25 protein-coding genes and 4 pseudogenes are annotated in these 18,738 nt (G+C 37.9%); 25 read left to right on the top strand and 4 right to left on the bottom strand.

What is annotated here, in order from left to right; all coding sequences use genetic code 11:
* Window positions 1-254: 254 nt before the first annotated feature.
* The 4 genes from JCM19033_RS09225 (at window position 255) to JCM19033_RS09245 (ending at window position 2,459) form a co-directional block, all read left to right on the top strand.
* Window positions 255-437: a hypothetical protein gene (locus JCM19033_RS09225; protein ID WP_269758093.1), complete on the top strand. Its 183-nt coding sequence runs from the start codon at window positions 255-257 to the stop codon at window positions 435-437.
* Window positions 438-695: 258 nt separating this feature from the next.
* A complete protein-coding gene (locus JCM19033_RS09230; protein WP_054636095.1) occupies window positions 696-1,061 on the top strand; it encodes an STAS/SEC14 domain-containing protein in 366 nt (121 codons plus the stop codon).
* 551 nt (window positions 1,062-1,612) lie between these two features.
* On the top strand, window positions 1,613-1,879 hold the full coding sequence (locus tag JCM19033_RS09240; RefSeq protein ID WP_054636097.1) for a hypothetical protein: 267 nt from the start codon (window positions 1,613-1,615) through the stop codon (window positions 1,877-1,879).
* Window positions 1,880-2,258: 379 nt separating this feature from the next.
* The gene (locus JCM19033_RS09245; RefSeq protein WP_054636098.1) at window positions 2,259-2,459 is read left to right on the top strand and encodes a hypothetical protein; all 201 of its coding nucleotides are present in this window, start codon (window positions 2,259-2,261) and stop codon (window positions 2,457-2,459) included.
* Between the two features lie 216 nt (window positions 2,460-2,675).
* On the opposite strand, the gene JCM19033_RS09250 is transcribed toward JCM19033_RS09245, so the two are convergent.
* Entirely contained in the window at window positions 2,676-3,128 is a 453-nt protein-coding gene (locus tag JCM19033_RS09250; RefSeq protein WP_054636099.1) for a hypothetical protein, read from the bottom strand.
* Between the two features lie 792 nt (window positions 3,129-3,920).
* On the opposite strand from JCM19033_RS09250, the gene JCM19033_RS09255 reads away from it, so the two are divergent.
* The 7 genes and pseudogenes from JCM19033_RS09255 (at window position 3,921) to JCM19033_RS09285 (ending at window position 7,523) form a co-directional block, all read left to right on the top strand.
* A complete protein-coding gene (locus tag JCM19033_RS09255; protein WP_054636100.1) occupies window positions 3,921-4,292 on the top strand; it encodes a GntR family transcriptional regulator in 372 nt (123 codons plus the stop codon).
* Window positions 4,293-4,297: 5 nt separating this feature from the next.
* Window positions 4,298-5,161: pseudogene (locus JCM19033_RS09260) on the top strand (ABC transporter ATP-binding protein).
* Complete coding sequence (locus JCM19033_RS09265) at window positions 5,154-5,759, top strand: ABC-2 transporter permease (RefSeq protein WP_054636101.1); 606 nt, start codon at window positions 5,154-5,156, stop codon at window positions 5,757-5,759. The pseudogene JCM19033_RS09260 and the gene JCM19033_RS09265 overlap by 8 nt, the downstream one beginning before the upstream one ends.
* A 106-nt stretch (window positions 5,760-5,865) precedes the next feature.
* On the top strand, window positions 5,866-6,117 hold the full coding sequence (locus JCM19033_RS24230) for a hypothetical protein (RefSeq protein ID WP_198153465.1): 252 nt from the start codon (window positions 5,866-5,868) through the stop codon (window positions 6,115-6,117).
* The gene (locus JCM19033_RS09275) at window positions 6,114-6,740 is read left to right on the top strand and encodes a CPBP family intramembrane glutamic endopeptidase (RefSeq protein WP_054636103.1); all 627 of its coding nucleotides are present in this window, start codon (window positions 6,114-6,116) and stop codon (window positions 6,738-6,740) included. The genes JCM19033_RS24230 and JCM19033_RS09275 overlap by 4 nt, the downstream gene beginning before the upstream one ends.
* Window positions 6,741-6,966: 226 nt before the next feature.
* Window positions 6,967-7,293, top strand: a complete 327-nt coding sequence (locus tag JCM19033_RS09280; RefSeq protein ID WP_054636104.1) for a hypothetical protein — start codon at window positions 6,967-6,969, stop codon at window positions 7,291-7,293.
* Window positions 7,257-7,523 carry a hypothetical protein gene (locus JCM19033_RS09285; protein ID WP_054636105.1) on the top strand — a complete coding sequence of 89 codons (267 nt, stop codon included), beginning with the start codon at window positions 7,257-7,259 and terminating at the stop codon, window positions 7,521-7,523. Before JCM19033_RS09280 ends, JCM19033_RS09285 begins: the two co-directional genes overlap by 37 nt.
* A 263-nt stretch (window positions 7,524-7,786) precedes the next feature.
* Here JCM19033_RS09285 and JCM19033_RS23390 read toward each other — a convergent pair whose 3' ends face one another.
* Window positions 7,787-7,981, bottom strand: coding sequence for a hypothetical protein (locus JCM19033_RS23390; protein ID WP_198153466.1), 195 nt, complete (start codon window positions 7,979-7,981; stop codon window positions 7,787-7,789).
* Window positions 7,982-8,115: 134 nt separating this feature from the next.
* Here JCM19033_RS23390 and JCM19033_RS09290 point away from each other — a divergent pair, with 134 nt between their 5' ends.
* Window positions 8,116-8,871 carry an STAS domain-containing protein gene (locus JCM19033_RS09290; RefSeq protein ID WP_054636106.1) on the top strand — a complete coding sequence of 252 codons (756 nt, stop codon included), beginning with the start codon at window positions 8,116-8,118 and terminating at the stop codon, window positions 8,869-8,871.
* 274 nt (window positions 8,872-9,145) lie between these two features.
* Here JCM19033_RS09290 and JCM19033_RS09295 read toward each other — a convergent pair whose 3' ends face one another.
* Window positions 9,146-9,727 (bottom strand): LysM peptidoglycan-binding domain-containing protein, encoded by a 582-nt coding sequence (locus JCM19033_RS09295; protein WP_054636107.1) that lies wholly within the window; start codon window positions 9,725-9,727, stop codon window positions 9,146-9,148.
* A 438-nt stretch (window positions 9,728-10,165) separates the two neighbouring features.
* Between JCM19033_RS09295 and JCM19033_RS22135 the strand changes: the two are divergent.
* From JCM19033_RS22135 to JCM19033_RS09340, 11 genes and pseudogenes are all read left to right on the top strand, one after another.
* Window positions 10,166-10,909: pseudogene (locus JCM19033_RS22135) on the top strand (carboxyltransferase domain-containing protein); the annotation flags it as partial.
* On the top strand, window positions 10,900-11,289 hold the full coding sequence (locus JCM19033_RS09305) for a hypothetical protein (protein ID WP_054636109.1): 390 nt from the start codon (window positions 10,900-10,902) through the stop codon (window positions 11,287-11,289). The pseudogene JCM19033_RS22135 and the gene JCM19033_RS09305, both read left to right, overlap by 10 nt.
* A 262-nt stretch (window positions 11,290-11,551) precedes the next feature.
* Window positions 11,552-11,860, top strand: coding sequence for a response regulator (locus tag JCM19033_RS27370; RefSeq protein ID WP_306301293.1), 309 nt, complete (start codon window positions 11,552-11,554; stop codon window positions 11,858-11,860).
* A 140-nt stretch (window positions 11,861-12,000) separates the two neighbouring features.
* Window positions 12,001-12,285 carry a winged helix-turn-helix domain-containing protein gene (locus JCM19033_RS27375; protein ID WP_306301294.1) on the top strand — a complete coding sequence of 95 codons (285 nt, stop codon included), beginning with the start codon at window positions 12,001-12,003 and terminating at the stop codon, window positions 12,283-12,285.
* A 143-nt stretch (window positions 12,286-12,428) separates the two neighbouring features.
* Entirely contained in the window at window positions 12,429-13,703 is a 1,275-nt protein-coding gene (locus JCM19033_RS09315) for a cell wall metabolism sensor histidine kinase WalK (protein WP_198153467.1), read from the top strand.
* Window positions 13,704-13,743: 40 nt separating this feature from the next.
* Window positions 13,744-13,953 carry a PLD nuclease N-terminal domain-containing protein gene (locus JCM19033_RS09320; protein ID WP_269758094.1) on the top strand — a complete coding sequence of 70 codons (210 nt, stop codon included), beginning with the start codon at window positions 13,744-13,746 and terminating at the stop codon, window positions 13,951-13,953.
* Window positions 13,954-13,955: 2 nt separating this feature from the next.
* Window positions 13,956-14,524, top strand: a pseudogene (locus JCM19033_RS27380) (ABC transporter ATP-binding protein).
* A 47-nt stretch (window positions 14,525-14,571) separates the two neighbouring features.
* Window positions 14,572-14,862, top strand: coding sequence for a DUF4162 domain-containing protein (locus JCM19033_RS27385; RefSeq protein WP_306301295.1), 291 nt, complete (start codon window positions 14,572-14,574; stop codon window positions 14,860-14,862).
* A complete protein-coding gene (locus JCM19033_RS25485; RefSeq protein ID WP_054636111.1) occupies window positions 14,859-15,320 on the top strand; it encodes an ABC transporter permease in 462 nt (153 codons plus the stop codon). Before JCM19033_RS27385 ends, JCM19033_RS25485 begins: the two co-directional genes overlap by 4 nt.
* The gene (locus JCM19033_RS25490) at window positions 15,314-15,637 is read left to right on the top strand and encodes a hypothetical protein (protein ID WP_054636112.1); all 324 of its coding nucleotides are present in this window, start codon (window positions 15,314-15,316) and stop codon (window positions 15,635-15,637) included. Before JCM19033_RS25485 ends, JCM19033_RS25490 begins: the two co-directional genes overlap by 7 nt.
* Window positions 15,638-15,831: 194 nt before the next feature.
* Window positions 15,832-16,397, top strand: a pseudogene (locus JCM19033_RS09340) (DUF4256 domain-containing protein).
* A 147-nt stretch (window positions 16,398-16,544) separates the two neighbouring features.
* On the opposite strand, the gene JCM19033_RS09345 reads toward JCM19033_RS09340, so the two are convergent.
* A complete protein-coding gene (locus tag JCM19033_RS09345; RefSeq protein ID WP_054636113.1) occupies window positions 16,545-17,195 on the bottom strand; it encodes a cupin domain-containing protein in 651 nt (216 codons plus the stop codon).
* Window positions 17,196-17,632: 437 nt separating this feature from the next.
* Between JCM19033_RS09345 and JCM19033_RS09350 the strand changes: the two genes are divergently transcribed.
* On the top strand, window positions 17,633-17,896 hold the full coding sequence (locus JCM19033_RS09350) for a hypothetical protein (RefSeq protein ID WP_054636114.1): 264 nt from the start codon (window positions 17,633-17,635) through the stop codon (window positions 17,894-17,896).
* A 78-nt stretch (window positions 17,897-17,974) separates the two neighbouring features.
* The gene (locus JCM19033_RS09355) at window positions 17,975-18,232 is read left to right on the top strand and encodes a hypothetical protein (protein WP_157049823.1); all 258 of its coding nucleotides are present in this window, start codon (window positions 17,975-17,977) and stop codon (window positions 18,230-18,232) included.
* Window positions 18,233-18,738: the final 506 nt, after the last annotated feature.

Consider the following 18,738-nt stretch of genomic DNA (forward strand, 5'->3'; position numbering starts at 1 on the left):
GCACTTAACATTTTCTTAGATGTTATTAGCATCTTTACAGACAAGGTCTTCTAATCAAAATACTTAATCTAAAGCAGTTCGGTTTTATCTACATTACTTTGTTATTTCACGTAACAATTAAATGAAAACAACCATCACCCTTGTTATTTGACTGAGAGGTGAAAAATATGGATCAAATACTTATTACGTTAACTTTTCTTTTGGTACTGTTTTTACTACTAAAAGTAATTACTTTAGAAACACGGTTAAAGGGTATGACATACACATTAGAGAAACTAGCAGAACATTCTAATGTAGAAGACCCGATAAATAACTATTTACGTGACCTTATTAAAGAGGGAAATGACGTATTAGCAGTAAAGAGGGCGAGAGATCATCTAGGATTATCACTAATAGAAGCAAAAAACTATATTGAGAATTTAAAAGAGCAAATATAGGTAAATCCCCTAATATTTAGTAGAATCCGAGTACAATAAAATAATTTGTGTAATAACAGTTGCTTATCGTTGTGTAAGTTCTTACCCTCATACTTCAGTTTGAGGGTTATTTTCATTTTATTAAGATCACCTCTATGTATAACCTATGCATAACAAAAAAATAATAATTATAAAACTTATTACTGTAAATAGATAGTATGAACTAGTATAATAGTCTTGTGAAGATAATAAAGTTAATAACTTATGGAGGTAGAGCTAATGTGGAACGTAAGAATTGAAGATAGGGAAGCAAGCATCCTTTTCATTAGATGGGAAGGGAAAGTGACACCGGAAGATGTTAAGAGAGTTAATAACAAAGTTGAAGAGTACCTAAAGGAACTTCAAGCTTCTACATTTGACGTAATTGTGGAAATGAACGTGGTAGCCTGGCCTTCCGACACGCAGCAGGAAGTAGTAAAACATCAGGAATGGCTGTTGCAAAAAGGAATGAATCGGGCTGCTGTCATTGTTAATAGTGCTATTTCCAAGATGCAGTTAAAAAGGACCAGCTCAGAATCCAGTCATACCAAGGAATATCATTTTGGCACCTTTGAGGAAGGAATGAACTTTTTAAAAGGAGCTTAAATAAAAAATTGGTTAGACCTAATGCAAATAATGTATTACATCATTCAGTTGAAAGTAGCGGAAGTGAAAGAGAGCCTTCTTTAACCTTTCCTGTAAGAAGGATCATAGAAGGCTTTTCTGTTCTCTCAACTCTTCCATCTGGTACAAACAACCCCCAGAATCCTCACTTACAGCCACTAATAAAAGAAGATTGGCTTTTTACTCCTCAATTATTAATCCCAAATTCTTTGAAAGTTACAATGGCCTGTGGCAGAAAACGGGTTTTATTCAAAATCTCGTTTTCTTTTATAAGCAAATTAAGTTAGCTGATAAGGTCACAGGAATATCCCTCATGGGGGGGCTGATTGACAGTTGGGTTTGGGGATACTCGCCTACCTATAGGAAGGTCAATACAATATATTCCTAAATATTTAGACGTGACGAATTCCAATAGTCGTGTTAAGAAACACTGAGAGGTAGTATCCATGAACATGCAAAAAATGATAGGAGTTTAGCAGGGGGAATTACAGGGCAATGACTTTTATAAAAGTCATTAACCAAGGAGTGTTTTGATGGAATGGTATTACTGGGTTCTTATCATTCTCTTTATTTTATCAGTTATTATTCGGTTTCGTATAAAAGTTAAAAATCATGGGGAAAAGATAATGATGAATAAAGACGTCCTTATGTATATCATTGTCTATCCTCTCTTTGCTCTTCTTCTCGCTTTGGGACTGCCCTATTTATTCGGCGGCAGGCTGTACCTGTCCACACTCACTGGTCCATTGGCTGTGCTGTTATTTGGTATTTACCACATTAAAAATAAGAAATCCGCCTGACGTTTTCTACTAAATGAATCAGGATGAACACCATGGGAAAGGCCATTTTTTATAAGACTGGTGCTCGCTTGATTAGGAAACTAGAATCTATTTTGACTAACTGCGATCACTCTTTTAGTCGTATCATTTTTCCCGCTTATCATTTCAGCTTTTATTAATTCAAGCATGGCAAAACCAATTGTATACGGTACCTGTGCACCTGGAAGTTTACTAATATTGAGGAAAAAACGAAAAGATGAGTAAGAACAGTGTACCAGCAGAACAAATAGGGCTTGAAGTGGTCCCGATAAATGGCCACATTTTTATTTTCTCCTTTCATATTAATGTGAAATGATTGAGATTACTTTAACAGACTATCTTAATAGGATGGGGAGATATAATGAGTGAAAACTTCAAAAACGGTCTGATTTCTGCTGCCATGTTTGCTGGCATTGCAATCCTCTTTGGTTACTTTGTATATGAGGAAATAAGATGGGGATACGTCATAGGTCTATCAATAGGTGGTTTTATTTCCTGGTGCTTTATTATTCCTTGGATGAATAAACGCCGAGTGAAAAAAGAACAGGAAGCTGACAAGTAGAAAATATGACTTGTTTTTCAGCAAGACTCTAAGAAAGCCTTCGGTTGCTTGCCAACTAGTCATCTATCTCAAAACATAACCTACTATTTTGCAATGAGTCATACAGCAGACATGGCAAATCATCTTAAAATACTCGCTTTTTATCCTCGACCAAAAGGATGAAAGGTGAAGGTTTAACTAGTTGAGGAAGGATGAACTAGAAAAGCGAATTATTTATCAAACCGGTAAGTAAACACAATCCATCCGATAATCAAAGGGTTCTGTTTCCTCGTTTACTTGTCCAGGCTCCACCCTTAAGAAGCGCTCCCCATAAGGCCCTCTGTAAACTTCCCCAATAAGGTCACCATCTTTTACTACTTCAATTGTTGATCGAATACTCCTGGCACGGAATTCGTAAGCATGCTCACCGATTGTGAGCCGAGTCAGTTCTCGTAACGTAGCTATATTTTTTGCTCGAAGGTCAGTATAAATCTCGGCTACCTTTGTATTTCTCTCCCATATGGTATAGTGTTCATTACCTCTCTCTTTGGTTTCACTTGTAACCAAAAATGAGCTGCCACCGTTTATAAAATTAAACTTCAACCTCAAAAACCAAAGCCCTGGAGTACGCATCAAATCAGCTATAATCTTATGATAGGTTTTGGTGTACACCCGGTTATAAGAAGCCACTAATGACTCTTCTTTATATATCTTCTTTTCTCTAGTTAGCCACTTATCCCTCATAGAAGTAGACCATTGCCTGGAAGAATGAACAGGAGTATAAGCCGAGTCTTTTTTCCTTTGCTGTATACTAATCCACAAAAGAGAACAATAATTGGTTGGGATCAAATTCGCCTATGAAAGCCCATCGCAAGCAAATACCAAACAGTGCTACACACCACAAAGTAATCATTTTTGTCATAAAAATTCCTCGTTTATATGATGTTGTAATTTTATTTGGGACGTTAGTTCTTCCTGTTAGTAATACATCCCAAGGTTTCCTTGTATTGTTAAAATTCTATCACTATCATTCATGCCAGCTTTACCAATACATCTATATTTCTTTATTGCTTTTGAGATCATCTTCTTCGGTCAGGGAACCAAGACCTTTAAAGTAAGAGAGTTAAAGCAGACCCTTCTCTATGGTGGAAACGATGAATGACAGTAGGTAGCAAGCACTAAAGCTGAGAATGTACGTTAACTATTAAGTTGATACGAAAAGCTTCACTAATGGTTTCATGCAATAACAGAGTTTATGGATTATTTCCCTTTTATACGAATAAAGCATGATTAGAAACTTTTTCAATCATGCGTTTTTGTCTTTTTTAATTTTTATTTAAAGGTATCAGAATAGTAGGTGTAGTTTCTTTTCGTACCCAACAAATTGTTGCACAACTTCTTAAGTGTGTATATAATGTACATATTGTATATATGACATATAAACACTAGATACACTTATTCTTTTAAAAAAGAGGGAGCGACATGCAAATTATAATCTCCAACAGTTCAAAGGAGCCGATATATGAACAAATTACGAATCAAATTAAATCTTCAATCTTATCAGGTGAAATACAGGAGGGAGAAGCTATACCTTCCATGAGACAACTCGCAAAGGACTTGCAAATTAGTGTTATAACGACAAAACGCGCTTATGAGGAATTGGAGAAGGAAGGATTTATCTACTCCATTGTTGGTAAAGGATCTTTCGTGGCAGAGCAAAATTTAGAGATTATAAGAGAAAAGAAGCTTAAAGTAATTGAGGAGCAGCTGAGTGCGGTCATAACAAACAGCAGGGAAATTGGATTGTCTCTAGATGAGCTGCACCAGTTACTGGACTTGTTATACGAGGAGTGAATTGAATGGAATATGTAGTTGAATTAGAAAGCGTTACGAAAAATTTGAATGGTTTTTCCGTGAAAAATATTGATTTGCAAGTGAAGAAAGGTTTTGTTACAGGATTTATTGGTGAAAATGGTTCGGGAAAATCAACAACGATAAAAATGATGATGAATTTATTAAAGCCAGATGCTGGGGAAGTGAAGGTTTTTGGTTTGGACTATAAGACACATGAAAAGGCGATCAAGGAACGCATTGGTTTTGTTTATGATGGCAATGTATTTTTTGAAGGCTGAACCTAAAAGATATTAAGCAAATTGTTGGACCCGCCTACACACAATGATGATCAACTTTTTTAATCAATATGTGAAACAATTCGATTTACCTCTTAATAAAGCGATCAAAACATTCTCAAAAGGCATGCAAATGAAGGCTTCATTAGCTATTGCCCTGTCGCATCACGCAGAGCTCATCATAATGGATGAACCGACAGCAGGACTGGATCCTATTTTCAGAAGGGAACTGCTGGATTTATTGCAAGAATTAATGGTTGATGGGAACCGAACAATTTTTTCTCCACACATATTACGACAGATTTAAATCGCATCGCTGATTATATTGCTTTTATTAATAAAGGGGAATTAATGTTTAATCACTCCATTCACGATGTAGCTGAAAACTATGCACTTGTGAAAGGAGACATTGATCTCTTGGATAGAGATACGGAATCGGATTTCATTCATGTTCATCGTGCCCCAACAGGCTTTGAGGCTTTAACAGACAATATTCAAGCAGTGAAAAATACGTTCAGAGACTCTGTTGTTATTGAACAAGCATCATTGGAAGATATTATGTATTACATGAAAGGAGGCAAACAAAATGTTTAATTTAATCAGGCGTGATGTCATATTACAAAAACGGCAACTATGGATCTATCTTCCTTTCATCTCTTTTTTTATTATTATGGATTCTCATCCTGCTTTGATTTTTCTCGTTGCCAGTGTTTTTATTCCGTTTAATTCATTTGCTTACGATGAGAAAGCGCAGACGAATATCTTATTAAACTCCTTACCTTATACACGTAAAGAAATTATCGCGTCACGCTATATTGGTGCTATTGTATATATGATTTTAGCTATTGTAGTGACTAGTTTGGCCTTATTTGTTTCGAATACTCTGTTTTCGGCAACAGATATTGCCATCGCCAGTGGTTTATTCCTGCTGTTTGCGGCATTCACCTTTCCTCTGTTTTATATATTTAAGCCTGGCTATATATCTTATGTTGTTCTCATTACCTTTCTTCTATTAGCAGGTATTGGACCACCTATTTTCATATTTTTAGCTGAGAATTTAACAGCAATTACTGATTTTATTTCCAGTTTATCCTTCCCTGTTATATACACTGGAGCGACGGTAATTGTGTTGTTCTTCTACGCTGTTTCCTGGGGAATTACTACTGTTATTTACCAGAGAAAAGCATTCTAAGCAGGGGCATTTACATTTGTTTAATCCTAAGAAGGGATTATTGTAAGCATACTATTGAAAAGAAGACAGGGAGGGGGAAGAACCGAAGTTGAAGAATATGTTTTCTATGTTACTTGGTGGTTGGGGAATAGTCACTCTCGGATTATTTCTGGCTACATTTGCTGGGAGTATTGTCGAAGATCAGTTATTAATGACTAGAGATGGTAGATTCATTGTTCAAGCAGTCGTGATGAGTCTCATCGTTGTGCCATCCATTTTATATGTTTATCAGAGACTATATAGGGTTACGGGCAAGCCGACAAGACCCGTCTATTCTTTAAAAAGAGCACATCACTTTTTTACGGCTTCTTTCTTGTGATCGGACTCTTCTTCGTTGGGTTATTCATTTCCAGCTCATTAGGTTGGCTTACCATTGATCAATGGCACGCACCCCAGTATTGGATCGGTGCATTCCTTTTTAATATGTTGATTGCGTTTTTTTACGAAGCTTTGCCTGAGGAACTCGCCTTGAGGGGATTTGTCTTCGATGTGCTACGTCACCGTTTCACCGTCTGGTTTTCTGTGTTCATACAGACAGTTTTCTTTGTGGGGGTTTCCATTGGGGTTTCAGTATTACAAGTAATCGTTGGAATGGTACCAGTTGAAAACATCTTTATTATTCCCTCTATGATTTTACTGTTCTTTTTCGGCATAGCTTTGGCTCTAATGCGACTCTGGACAGATAGTTTGTGGGCATCCATAGGCTTTCATTTAGGATACTTAGAAATATCTCGTTTCTTGATCATGCCAACAGAATATGGTGCACCACCGATTATGACGTTTCAAGATACAATTACGTATGGAGCAGGAGCAAGCTTTTTAATAATGTTTATAATTTTGGGAGCAAGCTTTATTCTTCTTATATTACTTGGTATGAAGCGTATGCGGAAAAAGAATGACAATAAGAGCTATCCTCAACTAAGGAGCTGGAAAGAAACCTGATGGAAGTTATTTTCAGGTGATAAAGGTTCTTGAAACCTGATTGCCAATGAAACAAGTGAGGAATTCTTCTTCAAGGGGTAGATTAAAGGTATAAATATAGAAACTACGAAGCAGTAACCCTTTTTATATTTAAGAAAGTAATGTATTAGTGGTTAAATAATTCCAAAAAATATGATAATGTAACACCATATTTTACAAAAATGCTTTTTAGAAAGGGGGTTTTTAATTGCGCGGCACCTATATCATCTTATCGCTGGCTGCGTCATTATCTCTTTTAGTCACTGCTTGTTCCCTCAATCCACTTACCAACGATATTAAAGTGAAAGAAGTAGACGTAAACATCATATCTGAAGACCATAAAATGTCTTTATATCACGGCCAGCCCGATACACAGGTTACACTATCCAAGCTTGAATACCGTATCTACCTTCAGGAAGCTCCAAATCTTTACTTGAAAATCGATACACGCCTAGAATACTCCCCCTGGAGTCCCTTTACACCTTTGTTCGCGGGAGCGTGGGTCACAACATATTTAACGACGAAGAACAAATAGAGCAGGGCTTCTTTATCCCTGTAAAAGGTCCGATTAGAGAAAACGGAACCCTTGTTTACATACAGCAATACATACTAGGAACAGAGAACAGGACTTCTCAACTTTCAGGCTCGCCCGAGAAGGCAGAACTTGAAGCCTTAAGAGACTATGCAAAAGAGAGTCACTTTGTCATTTCAAATGATAGAGGTGATGATGTCTACCGGCTTGACCTTAGAGATTTTAAAGAGTAATCCATGCTTCTTTATGCCAAAAGTGGGAGTGAGCGAAAACTTAAAAAGGAACTAACACGGAATATAGTGTTTCAATAATGGGCGTATTGTTGAAGAAGGACACCATTCTAGTTTAAAAATAAAAATAATCATTATCTTTATTTAGTCAGTTATAATAACCAGTCGGTCCTAAAGGAAAATTAATTTTATGTAAGGTTATAAAAAAAATTCATAGAAAATATAGAAGAAAAAGCAAAAGCTGAGTCCATAAGACTCAGCTTTTATTAGTTTTCAAAATAAGGCTTGAGAACCTCAATTCCAACGTCGGCAAGGATTCTCTGTCCTTCAGTTGTTGGATGAATATCTCCCTCGATAATATAGTCTGCTTGATTTTCGTAAAATCCATTATATGCATCCGCAATGGAAATATTTTCGTGGTGCTCCTCCAATAGACTAAACTGTTTATTAATATCGGGCAATACCTCGGAGCCAATACCATGTAGGGGGTCATCAGTTTGAAACGGATTATAGACATTGTAAATAATGGGGAGCGAGAGTTCATCCTGTATTGTGTTATGCTAAGAGGCGTATCTTATTAATATAGGGGTGAAAAATGTGTGATAGTATCTCAGATATAGACTATCGTGAAGTAATCGAATTTTCCCTTGATCCGGTTATTATTCATACAGACTATAAAATTCTTTATATAAACAGGGCTGCTGAGGATTTGTTTAGAACCGATAAACAAAGTGTTATTGGAGCAAGTCCACTAGATATCTTTCAAGAATCCTCGAAGGTTGCGATTAAGCAAAGGATTCAATCTGCTTACCAAACTCCTGCAGCCGTTATTGAAGAAACTATATATAGAATGGACAAAACAACTGTAATGGTTGAATTATACTGTCATCCAGTTATGTTGGGGAACAATAATAAGGCCATTCAGACATATATACGGGATATTACAACCCGTAAAGAAAGCGAAAAAAAGCAGGACGAAATGATGAAGGAAATAAATGAATTATCCGCAACCATAGTGCCTATAATGAGCGACGTAGCCGTTCTTCCATTAGTAGGTAAGATAGATTTCGAGAAGGCTAGGATGATCTTAGAAATTATACCGGAGAAAGTACAGGCTCAAAAACTCAATTATGTAATTATAGATTTCTCTGGGGTATACGAGTTGGATGATATCGTGATAAATTATCTTTTTAAAATGAAACAAGTCTTATCTCTCCTTGGAGTACAGTCTATTATAACCGGTTTAAGGCCTCAATTAGCTATAGAGGCAACAAAGTTAAACATTAATCTAAGTGACATTCCTACAATGTCTACAGTAAAAGAGGCAACAGTTTATTTAGGAGTTAATTGAGAACAAAGGTAGGTGCATTTTATCCAAAATGCACATGCAAATCGTCCATAACATCGCTGGTTTATATTTAATTCACTACAAACCCCGGAATATTCCATGATAAAACATGTACACGCAACTCCTATCCTTACCTTGTTTTTCGACAATTCAAGTGTAAAGGATATCGGAGATTGCGTGTTTTTATAGCTAATTTTTCTAAAACCCAACAAATAGTGTAGAGCCAAATAAAATAACCTTCGTAGGAAAACGGAGGTATTTTTAAAGCTGTTTATCTTTACTCCGGAATGCCAATAGTGGCTCCGATCGTCAGTTTATTAGGGTCGGAATAAGGGTTTTCTTCCTTAAGGTCATCAACTGTCACACCTTCATACTGCTGGGCAATGCTGTAGAATGTTTCACCTTCCTCAATTCTGTGAGTGAATGGACCGTCTACATAACCTGGGTCATCAACTCTTTCCAGTAAGATTTCAGTTCCAACTGGAATTGCATCAGGGTCAAGACCATGGTTAATATTGTTTAATTCGTCTGCAGTAACTCCATCATATTGCTGGGCAATGCTGTAGAATGTTTCACCTTTTTCCACAGTGTGAGTTTCTACTCCGTCAAAATCACCTGCTCCGTCGTCAGTCTCAAGCATAACTTCCGTGCCAGGAAGAAGATAGTACGGATCAAGCCCCTGGTTCAAGTCCATAACTTCTTGATTTGTCATATTATGCTCCTGAGCGATGCTCCAGAAAGTATCACCATGCTCTACTGTTGTAGAGGAAGTCGTTGTAGCTCCTGCGGTCAAACCACTTGCTCCAAACACCGCACCAGCTGCAAAAATAGGGACGAGTACTACCGAAGTTTTCTTCAAAGTAATCTCCTCCTTTTAAAAGACTATATAATCCCATTCCTATGACAGGAAGATGTTAAACGTATAATTATACGACTGCTTTTTCGTTCGGTGCCCTTATAAAGGGAATCAATGTTAACATGAATATACATACAGCGAACGAGTGCGTGTACAAAGGATACTGTTAAGTAAACTGTCCACCCCCTACTCATAGAAACATGTTTGAGGCTGGTTGGGACAATGATCTCGAATAACAAGCGAAGCTATGATACTAGGAGATGGATATAGGGGCACTGGTAAGTAAACAAGAAAGGAAGAGCTAACAGAGCCTAAAAAAATGAGATTAAAAAAGTTGACATTACCCTGTTTTCTTCATACCGAACAAGTATTACTAGAATAAATCTATCATTTTAATTGAATAAGAAATCAGTTTCCCAACGAAAAGAAGTAACTTGTAAGAAGAATATTGTTTTTGATGCAAACTATCTTGTCCTTGGCCTAGGGGATGTGCCCCCGTAGCCACACCAATTGATCCGCGTCATCGCTTGGTGACGACAAAATATAATCCCGCACGAACCTGGACACCTGAAAATGCTGTTGGAATTGGCGGAGCATAAACGTGCGTTTACGGAATGGAGGGACCGGTGGTTGTCAGTTTGTCGGGCGCACCATACAGATGTGGAATCGTTTCAGGCATACAGAAAGTTTTGAACCAGGAAAACCATGGCTTCTTAGATTCTTTGACCAAATTCAATATTATCCAGTAGAAGCAGATGAATTATTAAAACTCCGTGAAGATTTTCTTCGTGGAAAGTTTGAAGCCGATATTACAGAGACAACTTTTAAGCTTAGAGATTACCTTGAGTTTAGAGAGTCGATAAAACATAGTGCAGAAGGATTTAAAAGCCATCAGCAAACATCTTTTAATGAAGAAAGAGAGCGTTGGAGAGAACAAGGACTATCAGAATATATATCTGAACAGGAGGCCCCCGCTCAACAAGAAGAAGACCTTCCGGAGGGTGCCATCGCTGTATCCTGCTCGATTCCAGGAAATGTGTGGAAAGTTATGGTAACGGAGGACCAAAAGTTTCAAAAGGAGATACACTTATAATAGAAGAGAGCATGAAAATGGAATTTGTTATTGAAGCACCATGTGATGGATTTAGCCTTTGTATCATTAGGAGTGGATTTTTATGCAAATGAGTAATAAAGCAGGGAGAATGTTTTTCTTAATCACCGGCTTTGTACTTTTGATTTACAGTGTGCTCATTTGTTATGCCAGCATATCAACTGGGAATTTCTTTGTTGGGCATGAACTGGTATTAGCAGGTACAACGCTTATGACTTTTTCTCTCTCATACCTCTATCCACAATTTAAAGAGAATGATGAACGGTCAAAAAGAATACGAGAAAGAGGAATGTTTTTTAGTTACTTCTTTATTTTAGGTTATATGATTATTCTCATGCCGCTTTTACAATTTGAACTTGTTTCCTTAACTGGATATCAGACGGTAAGTTTGCTAGCAGCATTAACAATCATTACTGTATTCTCTTCATTTGTTGTCTTGGCCAAACGCTACTGACCTGGCTGCTTTGGTTTGTGTGATACATAGGAGACAAGAGTCATGTATGAAAAAAGTAGCCAAGGATTGGTAAGATCCTTGGCTACCTTTTTTTGTGTTTGTAGATGTTATTACAATCCATTTTTAATACTTTTTTAATATTTACATAAGGCCTCCTTAAGATTTTTCTTAGAGAATAGGTATTGTTCACTCTTCCAATGATACAATATGAAAAAATAAAGGGTGCAGGATGAACGTTTCGTATCCGATTGGGGGTTGCCAGTTGAGCAGTTCGAACAAAAAAGAGGGATTATTGGAAATGAAAAAAGACCTGGTTCTCGTAGTTGAAGATGAGGTAGAGATCGGGGATCTAGTCAAAGATTATTTGTTATCAGAAGGATTTGAAGTCCTTATTGCAACGGATGGTGAGGAAGGTATTCGTTTGTTTCACAAGAACAAACCCACGCTTATAGTCCTCGATATCATGCTTCCTGGACTAGACGGGATCGAAGTATTACGTATGATTCGGAAGGAATCCACTGCTCCGGTATTAATGATGACTGCCAAAAAAGTGAAACGGATAAAATTATAGGGCTTGGTATCGGAGCAGACGATTACATCACCAAACCTTTTAGTCCCAGAGAATTAGTTGCCAGGATCAAGGCACAGCTGCGCAGGTACAAGTATTACGGAGATCCCTCTGAAGGAAGGCACACGCTCAGCTTTAATGAGTTGGAGATTGATGAGAAAGGGTTCACTGTCATGCTGGCAGGGGAGGATGTGAATCTATCCGCAAAAGAGTTTCAGCTTTTGAAATTTATGGCTACATATCCGGGACAAGTTTTTTCAAAATCGCAATTATACGATCAGATTTGGGGTTATAACCATTACGGTGATTTGAACACAGTAACGGTTTATATTCGAAAAATACGAGAGAAAATTGAGCCCGATCCTGCAGAACCAATTTATATCAAGACGGTTTGGGGCGTAGGCTACAAATTTGACGGGAGCGCATGATTCATCATGGGGATCAAGACACGATTAATTATCGCCTTTTCATCAATCATCCTTATTCCCATCCTGGTGATGGCGGTTCTCATGTTCCTGTACTCTGAGCGCTAGAAGAAGCAGATCATATGGCGGATCAGACACTCTTGAAGATGATGAATGAAGTGAGAACGGAGGTATTCAGACACGCAGCATATATCGAAGATCGTAATGAGTTTTATACACGTATAGAACCTTTACTCAATGAGTATGAAATTGATTTGATGATTCATAGTGAAGGGGAAGAAGAACTTTTTCACTCTCGTTTGTTCATTGAGGACGAATGGTCGGCAGGCATTATTCCTGACCTAAACCAGCTTGATTTCCAGGTTATGTTGGACACAGGTGGGATATGGACCGTACTAGTAAAAGGACAAACGATGGGAACAGAACCTTTTCATACGTTGAATCAGGCGCTGACGCTCCTTTTATTTATTATAGGGTGCGGACTAATGACGCTGTTTTGCCTTATCATAGGTTGGACGTGGTATATCTCAAGAACTGTTGTCATTCCCCTTAAACAGATTTATCAGGCGACGGAGGAAATTAGAGAGGGGAATTTTGATTATCCGCTTCCTTATGGAAAAAAAGATGAGATTGGACGCTTCATAAGCGGTTTCAATATGATGCGTCACTACCTTAAACAGTCCATTGATAAACAGCAAGAGTATGAACAGAACAGAAAGGCACTTGTTGCCAGTATTTCTCATGAATTACGCACACCCTTAGCTTCTATCAAAGGGTATGTGGAAGGACTGCAGGATGATATTGCCCGAGATGAGGAAACAAAGAGAAAATATTTGAAAGTGATTGAAACCAAGACAAATCAGCTGGATCATTTGATTGAAGATCTATTTGAGTTTTCAAAGATAAACGTGGAGCAAATGTCTGTGAAGAAAGAGGTTGTCAATAGTCGAAAACTATTTACTCGAATTCTATATGCTGTGCAATTGGACCTAAAGGAGAAGCAGTTTACACTCGTGGTGAAAGGACAGCAAATTCCTTCTGAATATATTGCTGTTGACCAGGCACGGATTGAACAGGTAATGAGCAATTTGATTTATAACTCTCTAAAGTATGGTGCAGATCAAACGGAAGTTTCCTTCGATGTAGACGAAGAGAAGGATCAACTGGAGGTTCAAGTCCAAGATAACGGATATGGTATTGCACCGGGAGATCTTCCTCATGTATTTGATCGGTTCTATCGTGGTGAGCATTCAAAATCTGGAGACAATGGTGGCACAGGCTTAGGACTCGCCATTTCCAAATCCATCATCCAAGCTCATAACGGTCAAATTCATGTTGATAGTCAAGTTGGAAAAGGCAGTTGTTTTACTTTTACTCTCCCACTGTGGGAAATAGAGGATAATGGTAAAGAAATAGAATAGATAGACATATAGGATAAAAGCAAGAAGGAGAGGATAATCAGTGAGTGAGCTGATAAATGGTTTGGAAATGATTAATTGGCAACTGCTCGCACCAATAGTTGTCATTCAATTACTATTGATAATCACTGCGCTTGCAGATTGCCTCAAGAGGGATAAAACTAATGGCCCAAAATGGATGTGGATTATGATTATTATTTTTGTCAACATATTAGGTCCTATCCTTTATTTTGTTATTGGAAGGAAGGATTAGCGATGTCATTAGTTACTGTGAATCAGTTAACAAAAAGTTATGGTAAGGAACATGCTGTACGTGACGTTTCTTTTGCCTTGGAAAATGGCAGGTGCACTGCCTTGCTTGGTCCCAACGGCGCAGGAAAAACCACAATTCTTAAAATGTTGTCAGGTCTATTGAAGCTACGGATGGAACGATCCAATTTACTAAAACGAAGGCCAGGAATGATAATAGGAAATACATCGGCTTCCTTCCTCAGCATCCTGTATTTTATGATTGGATGACTGGTCGTGAATTTTTAATGTATGCTGGGCGACTATCACACCTTTCATTTAATGAGGCGAAATTTCGAGCAGACGAGTTGTTAACTCGTGTTGGTATTGAAGAGGCGGGAAATCAACGCATAGGTAAATATTCGGGTGGCATGAAACAGAGGCTGGGAATTGCTCAGGCCATGATTCACCGGCCAGCTTTGCTAATGCTGGATGAGCCCGTATCTGCACTGGATCCTATTGGCCGCCGTGAAATTCTGCAAATGATGAAAGATTTGAAAAAAGAAACCACATTGCTTTTTCTACTCATATTCTGAACGATGCTGAAGAGGTTAGTGACGATGTACTAATTCTCAGGAAAGGATTGAAGGTTGCCGAAGGAAATATTCACGACCTACGCACTAAGCAACAAAAAGCCAAGATTCATGTTCAGGTGAAAGGTATGGCAGCTGATTGGTTACAAGAATGGTGGGGATGGGATCAGGTTGAGGATATTGAGTTTGAGGATGATCTAGCAAAGATTCGAGTTAATGATCTCGAGCAGGCAAAAAAACTCATGTTGAAGGATATTGTTCAGCAGGAAATTCCTCTTATCAGCTTTGAAGTTGCCCGGACTACTTTGGAAGACCTGTTCATGGAGGTGGTGAATCAATGAACCAGTGGATCCAGCTCTGGAAAAAAGAATGCCTGGAAATGTGGAGAAATTTCAAATGGATATGGGTGCCGCTTGTTTTTATTATCTTAGGTCTGACAGAACCATTATCTACATACTACATGCCGGTTATAATGGAAAGTGTAGGTGGATTGCCTGAAGGAGCGGTTTTTGAAATGCCTATGCCTTCCCCAGGCGAAGTCCTGATGATGACTACATCGCAGTTCAATATGTTGGGCATCCTGGTAATTGTATTGGCTTCCATGGGGTTGATTTCATCAGAAAGACGTAGTGGAGTTGCTGGACTCATTCTGGTCAGGCCTGTTCCCCATGCATCTTATGTAACAGCAAAATGGACAGGAATGATAGTGCTGGGGTGGTTATCATTATTTTTGGGGTATTTGGCCAGTTGGTATTATACTAACCTCTTGTTTGGATCCCTTTCGTTTGGGTCATGTTAAACAGCTTCCTCCTTTACGGGCTCTGGTTTACTTTTATTATTACATTGACCGTATTTTTTAATGCCCTTTTCAAGGTTTCTGGTCTTGTCGCATTTGCGGCTCTTACCTCGGTCATCGGGCTTTCAATCACTACAAGTGTTCTTGAACAATGGATGACATGGAGCCCGGCAATGGCGTTGGACCTTGTAGGAACGATGGCAATGGAAGGCCGATTAGATACAAGCTTCGCTCTCGTCTTAGTTGTAACATTAGTGTCGGTCATTGCTTTGTTAGCTGCGGCCAGCTATGTGTTGAAGAATAAAGAGATGGCCAGTTAATAATCTTGAGGGATAGTAGATCGTACATAACACCTGAAACGGTTGTATTTGATTCCTCATAACAGTAGAGAGTTTGATTGCTGAAAGGAAGAGTCGTTTCTTTCTTAAATGCTATTGGAGCAGATTATTACTTGTTTCCACTAGTTCCAGACTATTTCTTATAATATCAGGAGCACAAACAAGGAGGGCTTACTATGACAAAGAAAAAGAGGGAGTTGTCACTGGAAGAACGCGAAGAACTACTTAGCACTTTGAAATCCCGTTTTGAAAAAATATGAACAGGCATAAAGATCTTGAATGGACGAAAGTTCAAGCCAGACTAGAAGAAAATCCTGAAAAACTATGGTCACTCAATGAAATGGAAGTAACTAGCGGTGAACCGGATGTAGTAGGTCAGGATAAAAAAACAGGCGAATTCATATTTTATGATTGTACAACAGAAAGTCCTAAAGGTCGCAGAAGTGTTTGTTACGACCAGGAAGCGCTGGAATCAAGAAAAAAACACAAACCAGAAAATAATGCTATTGATATGGCAACTTCCATGGGCATTGAACTTTTAACAGAAGAACAATACCGGTATTTGCAGAAACTTGGAAATTTCGATATGAAAACCTCCAGCTGGGTACAGACACCTGCTAGCATTAGAAAACTTGGCGGTGCCATCTTTTGTGACCGCCGCTACGATCATGTTTTTGTGTACCACAATGGTGCTGAATCCTATTATGCTGCCAGAGGTTTTCGTGGCTCGCTAAGGGTCTGAATGTTGTATGTACTAAGATGAAAATTGAGGAGGATGAATGCTATTATGATCCCTATATAGCATTCATTTTTTATAAATAAGGGAATTCGCTTTGAATTAACATTGTTCAAAACGAATTCTATATTATCTACATGTGTGTAAGAGAGTCTATGTTCTATTGCCATAACTATTGCTTTGTGTCCAATAGTAAGAAGGCAAACCAGAGGAGTGTTGGTAGGGGTGGGAATACTGAAGGGATGTTTGTTGCTTGTTCGAGTATCCTTCCTTGTTACAGTCTGAATAAGGGCCTATATACGTATTTGGTTTTACAGGTGCAGTTACGTTTTTCCATTCCTGCTGATCCATGCAATAGGTATGAGCCATTATGTTAGCGGGGGTAAATTTTAAAAGGTCAGAACCAAGAATTACTTCAGGAGTATGTGCGTCAAAAATGGCTAACAGGTGAGTATTATTCATAGTTGCTATTTCGTAATGCCACCACCCCTGTGGAACATTTGCCACTTGACCTGGCGTTATAGAATACGTCTGTAGCTGTTTTGTAAATGGATTTAACATGGAAACATTGGCAGCCCCGGAGATGCAATAAACAAGTTCAGCTGCATTTTGATGGTAATGAGGTTCAACCACATTACCATTGCTTAAGAAGATGTCAAGAAGTGAGACATTTTCCAAAGTATTTAATTGGTTAACTCCTAAGACGTTTATATAATTATTGGGATCTTTCTTAAACAAGGGGCTGGTATTGACATCAAATGTATACTGAGCTGTTGGTGACGTGTAATCAATAGGAGACGACACTTCCTTTCTTCCCTTCTTTCATAATATTTTAAGAACCTAGGCCATCATATGAATAGGCAAATAAAACAGTGATAAGTGTTTTACTAAGGACAAGGTAAGGGAGACCTTTGAAAAAAGTAAGGAGCATGCTATTTTCACTTGATAAAAAATGCGGGGTTCTCAGTCTTTGAAACTGAAAAATTCAATGAAACGAAGAAGGAAGGGATCCCGTACACTCTGTAGGGAGGTATTTACAATTATAGTAATATTACTCATATTAAGGGTATTTCATTTACTTCAGCAGCCAGTTTTTACTTGGATTAAGTGTATGGGTACGTTCACTCTTTACAATTCTTCCTCAGGTAGAACAAATCTTTTTATTAGAACTAAAGGAAGTGCAAGGAGTGGGTAATGGTATTGTGATAGCTAAACAGGCAGGAAAAAGAGGAGATTGTTGAATGAGTGAAGAGAGAAAAGAACTCTTATTTTTATATGGTGCTAGGGTATACCGGTCTTTTTCTTATGGGTCTTGCCACAATGAGATATATAGCTGTGTTACAAGATGGGCAGGGCAGGTAATATCTGTGTTTGGATTCCTGCTTATCGTCGCATATATTAAGCATATGGAAAAAAGACTTAGCATTAGAAAAAAAGTAATTGTTTTAACTAATATAATTTTTACAGCTGGGTTTTCTATAGTCTCATTTGTTCTTTATTTTTGATTAAAAGAATGTAGAGTGTTTAATCAGTCAAACGTTTATGGCCGAGTATGGATCCAGAACTTTCATAGGAGCGATAGAATGAGAAATCTAAGAGGGTTAACAATGAATGTGCTAGGCGTGTTTTTCGAGGAAGGTCCTCCCTCACAAAAGATCAGTCGGTCGTCAAAGAAAGCAACTTCATTAACTTGTTTATTTTTTGCTGCAGCGTTGTTCATTGATGCTATTCTCAATATATTTTTATATAATGTTATCCTGTCTTCTTCCTTTGTTATCCTTGTTTTCGGGTTATTACTCTTCTTTGGGTGTGATTATACAATATCCAGAAAAGAGAGTTAAGAGATCCTCTATAAGATTTATTACCTTATTTGGGAGGAAATGAAAACAAGCCCTGGAGAATCCCAAGGCTTGTACTCTTTCAATAAGCTTAAAATTGAAATAAAAACATATACAGTACAAGAAGTCCGACGGTAGATATAGAGGAAATCGTTATTATCTTACGGTCTTTCTTTCTAACTCCAACTAAAACCATAATAATGGCTAAAAGCAATAGAATAGTAATGAAAATTTTCATTTATGTACCCCTCCAGCACGCATTTGCTCTGAGTGTAACATACATATCTTCAGCTGAAATAAAACCAGCATCAGATGTCGAAGAATGCTCACCTTTTAAAACTTCAACTTATTTTTCAAATTATTGATTCTTCCATGTTTGATACCTTAGTAAGGAACGGTGATATCAGAATCATGGACACACCAATTAATAACATGATCACAATCGTTAAGTACCATAAAGGAAAAACCATATTCAACACCATGGGTGAGAGGGTGAAAAGTGACATGAC

The sequence above is a fragment of the Thalassobacillus sp. C254 genome (genome assembly GCF_001310615.1).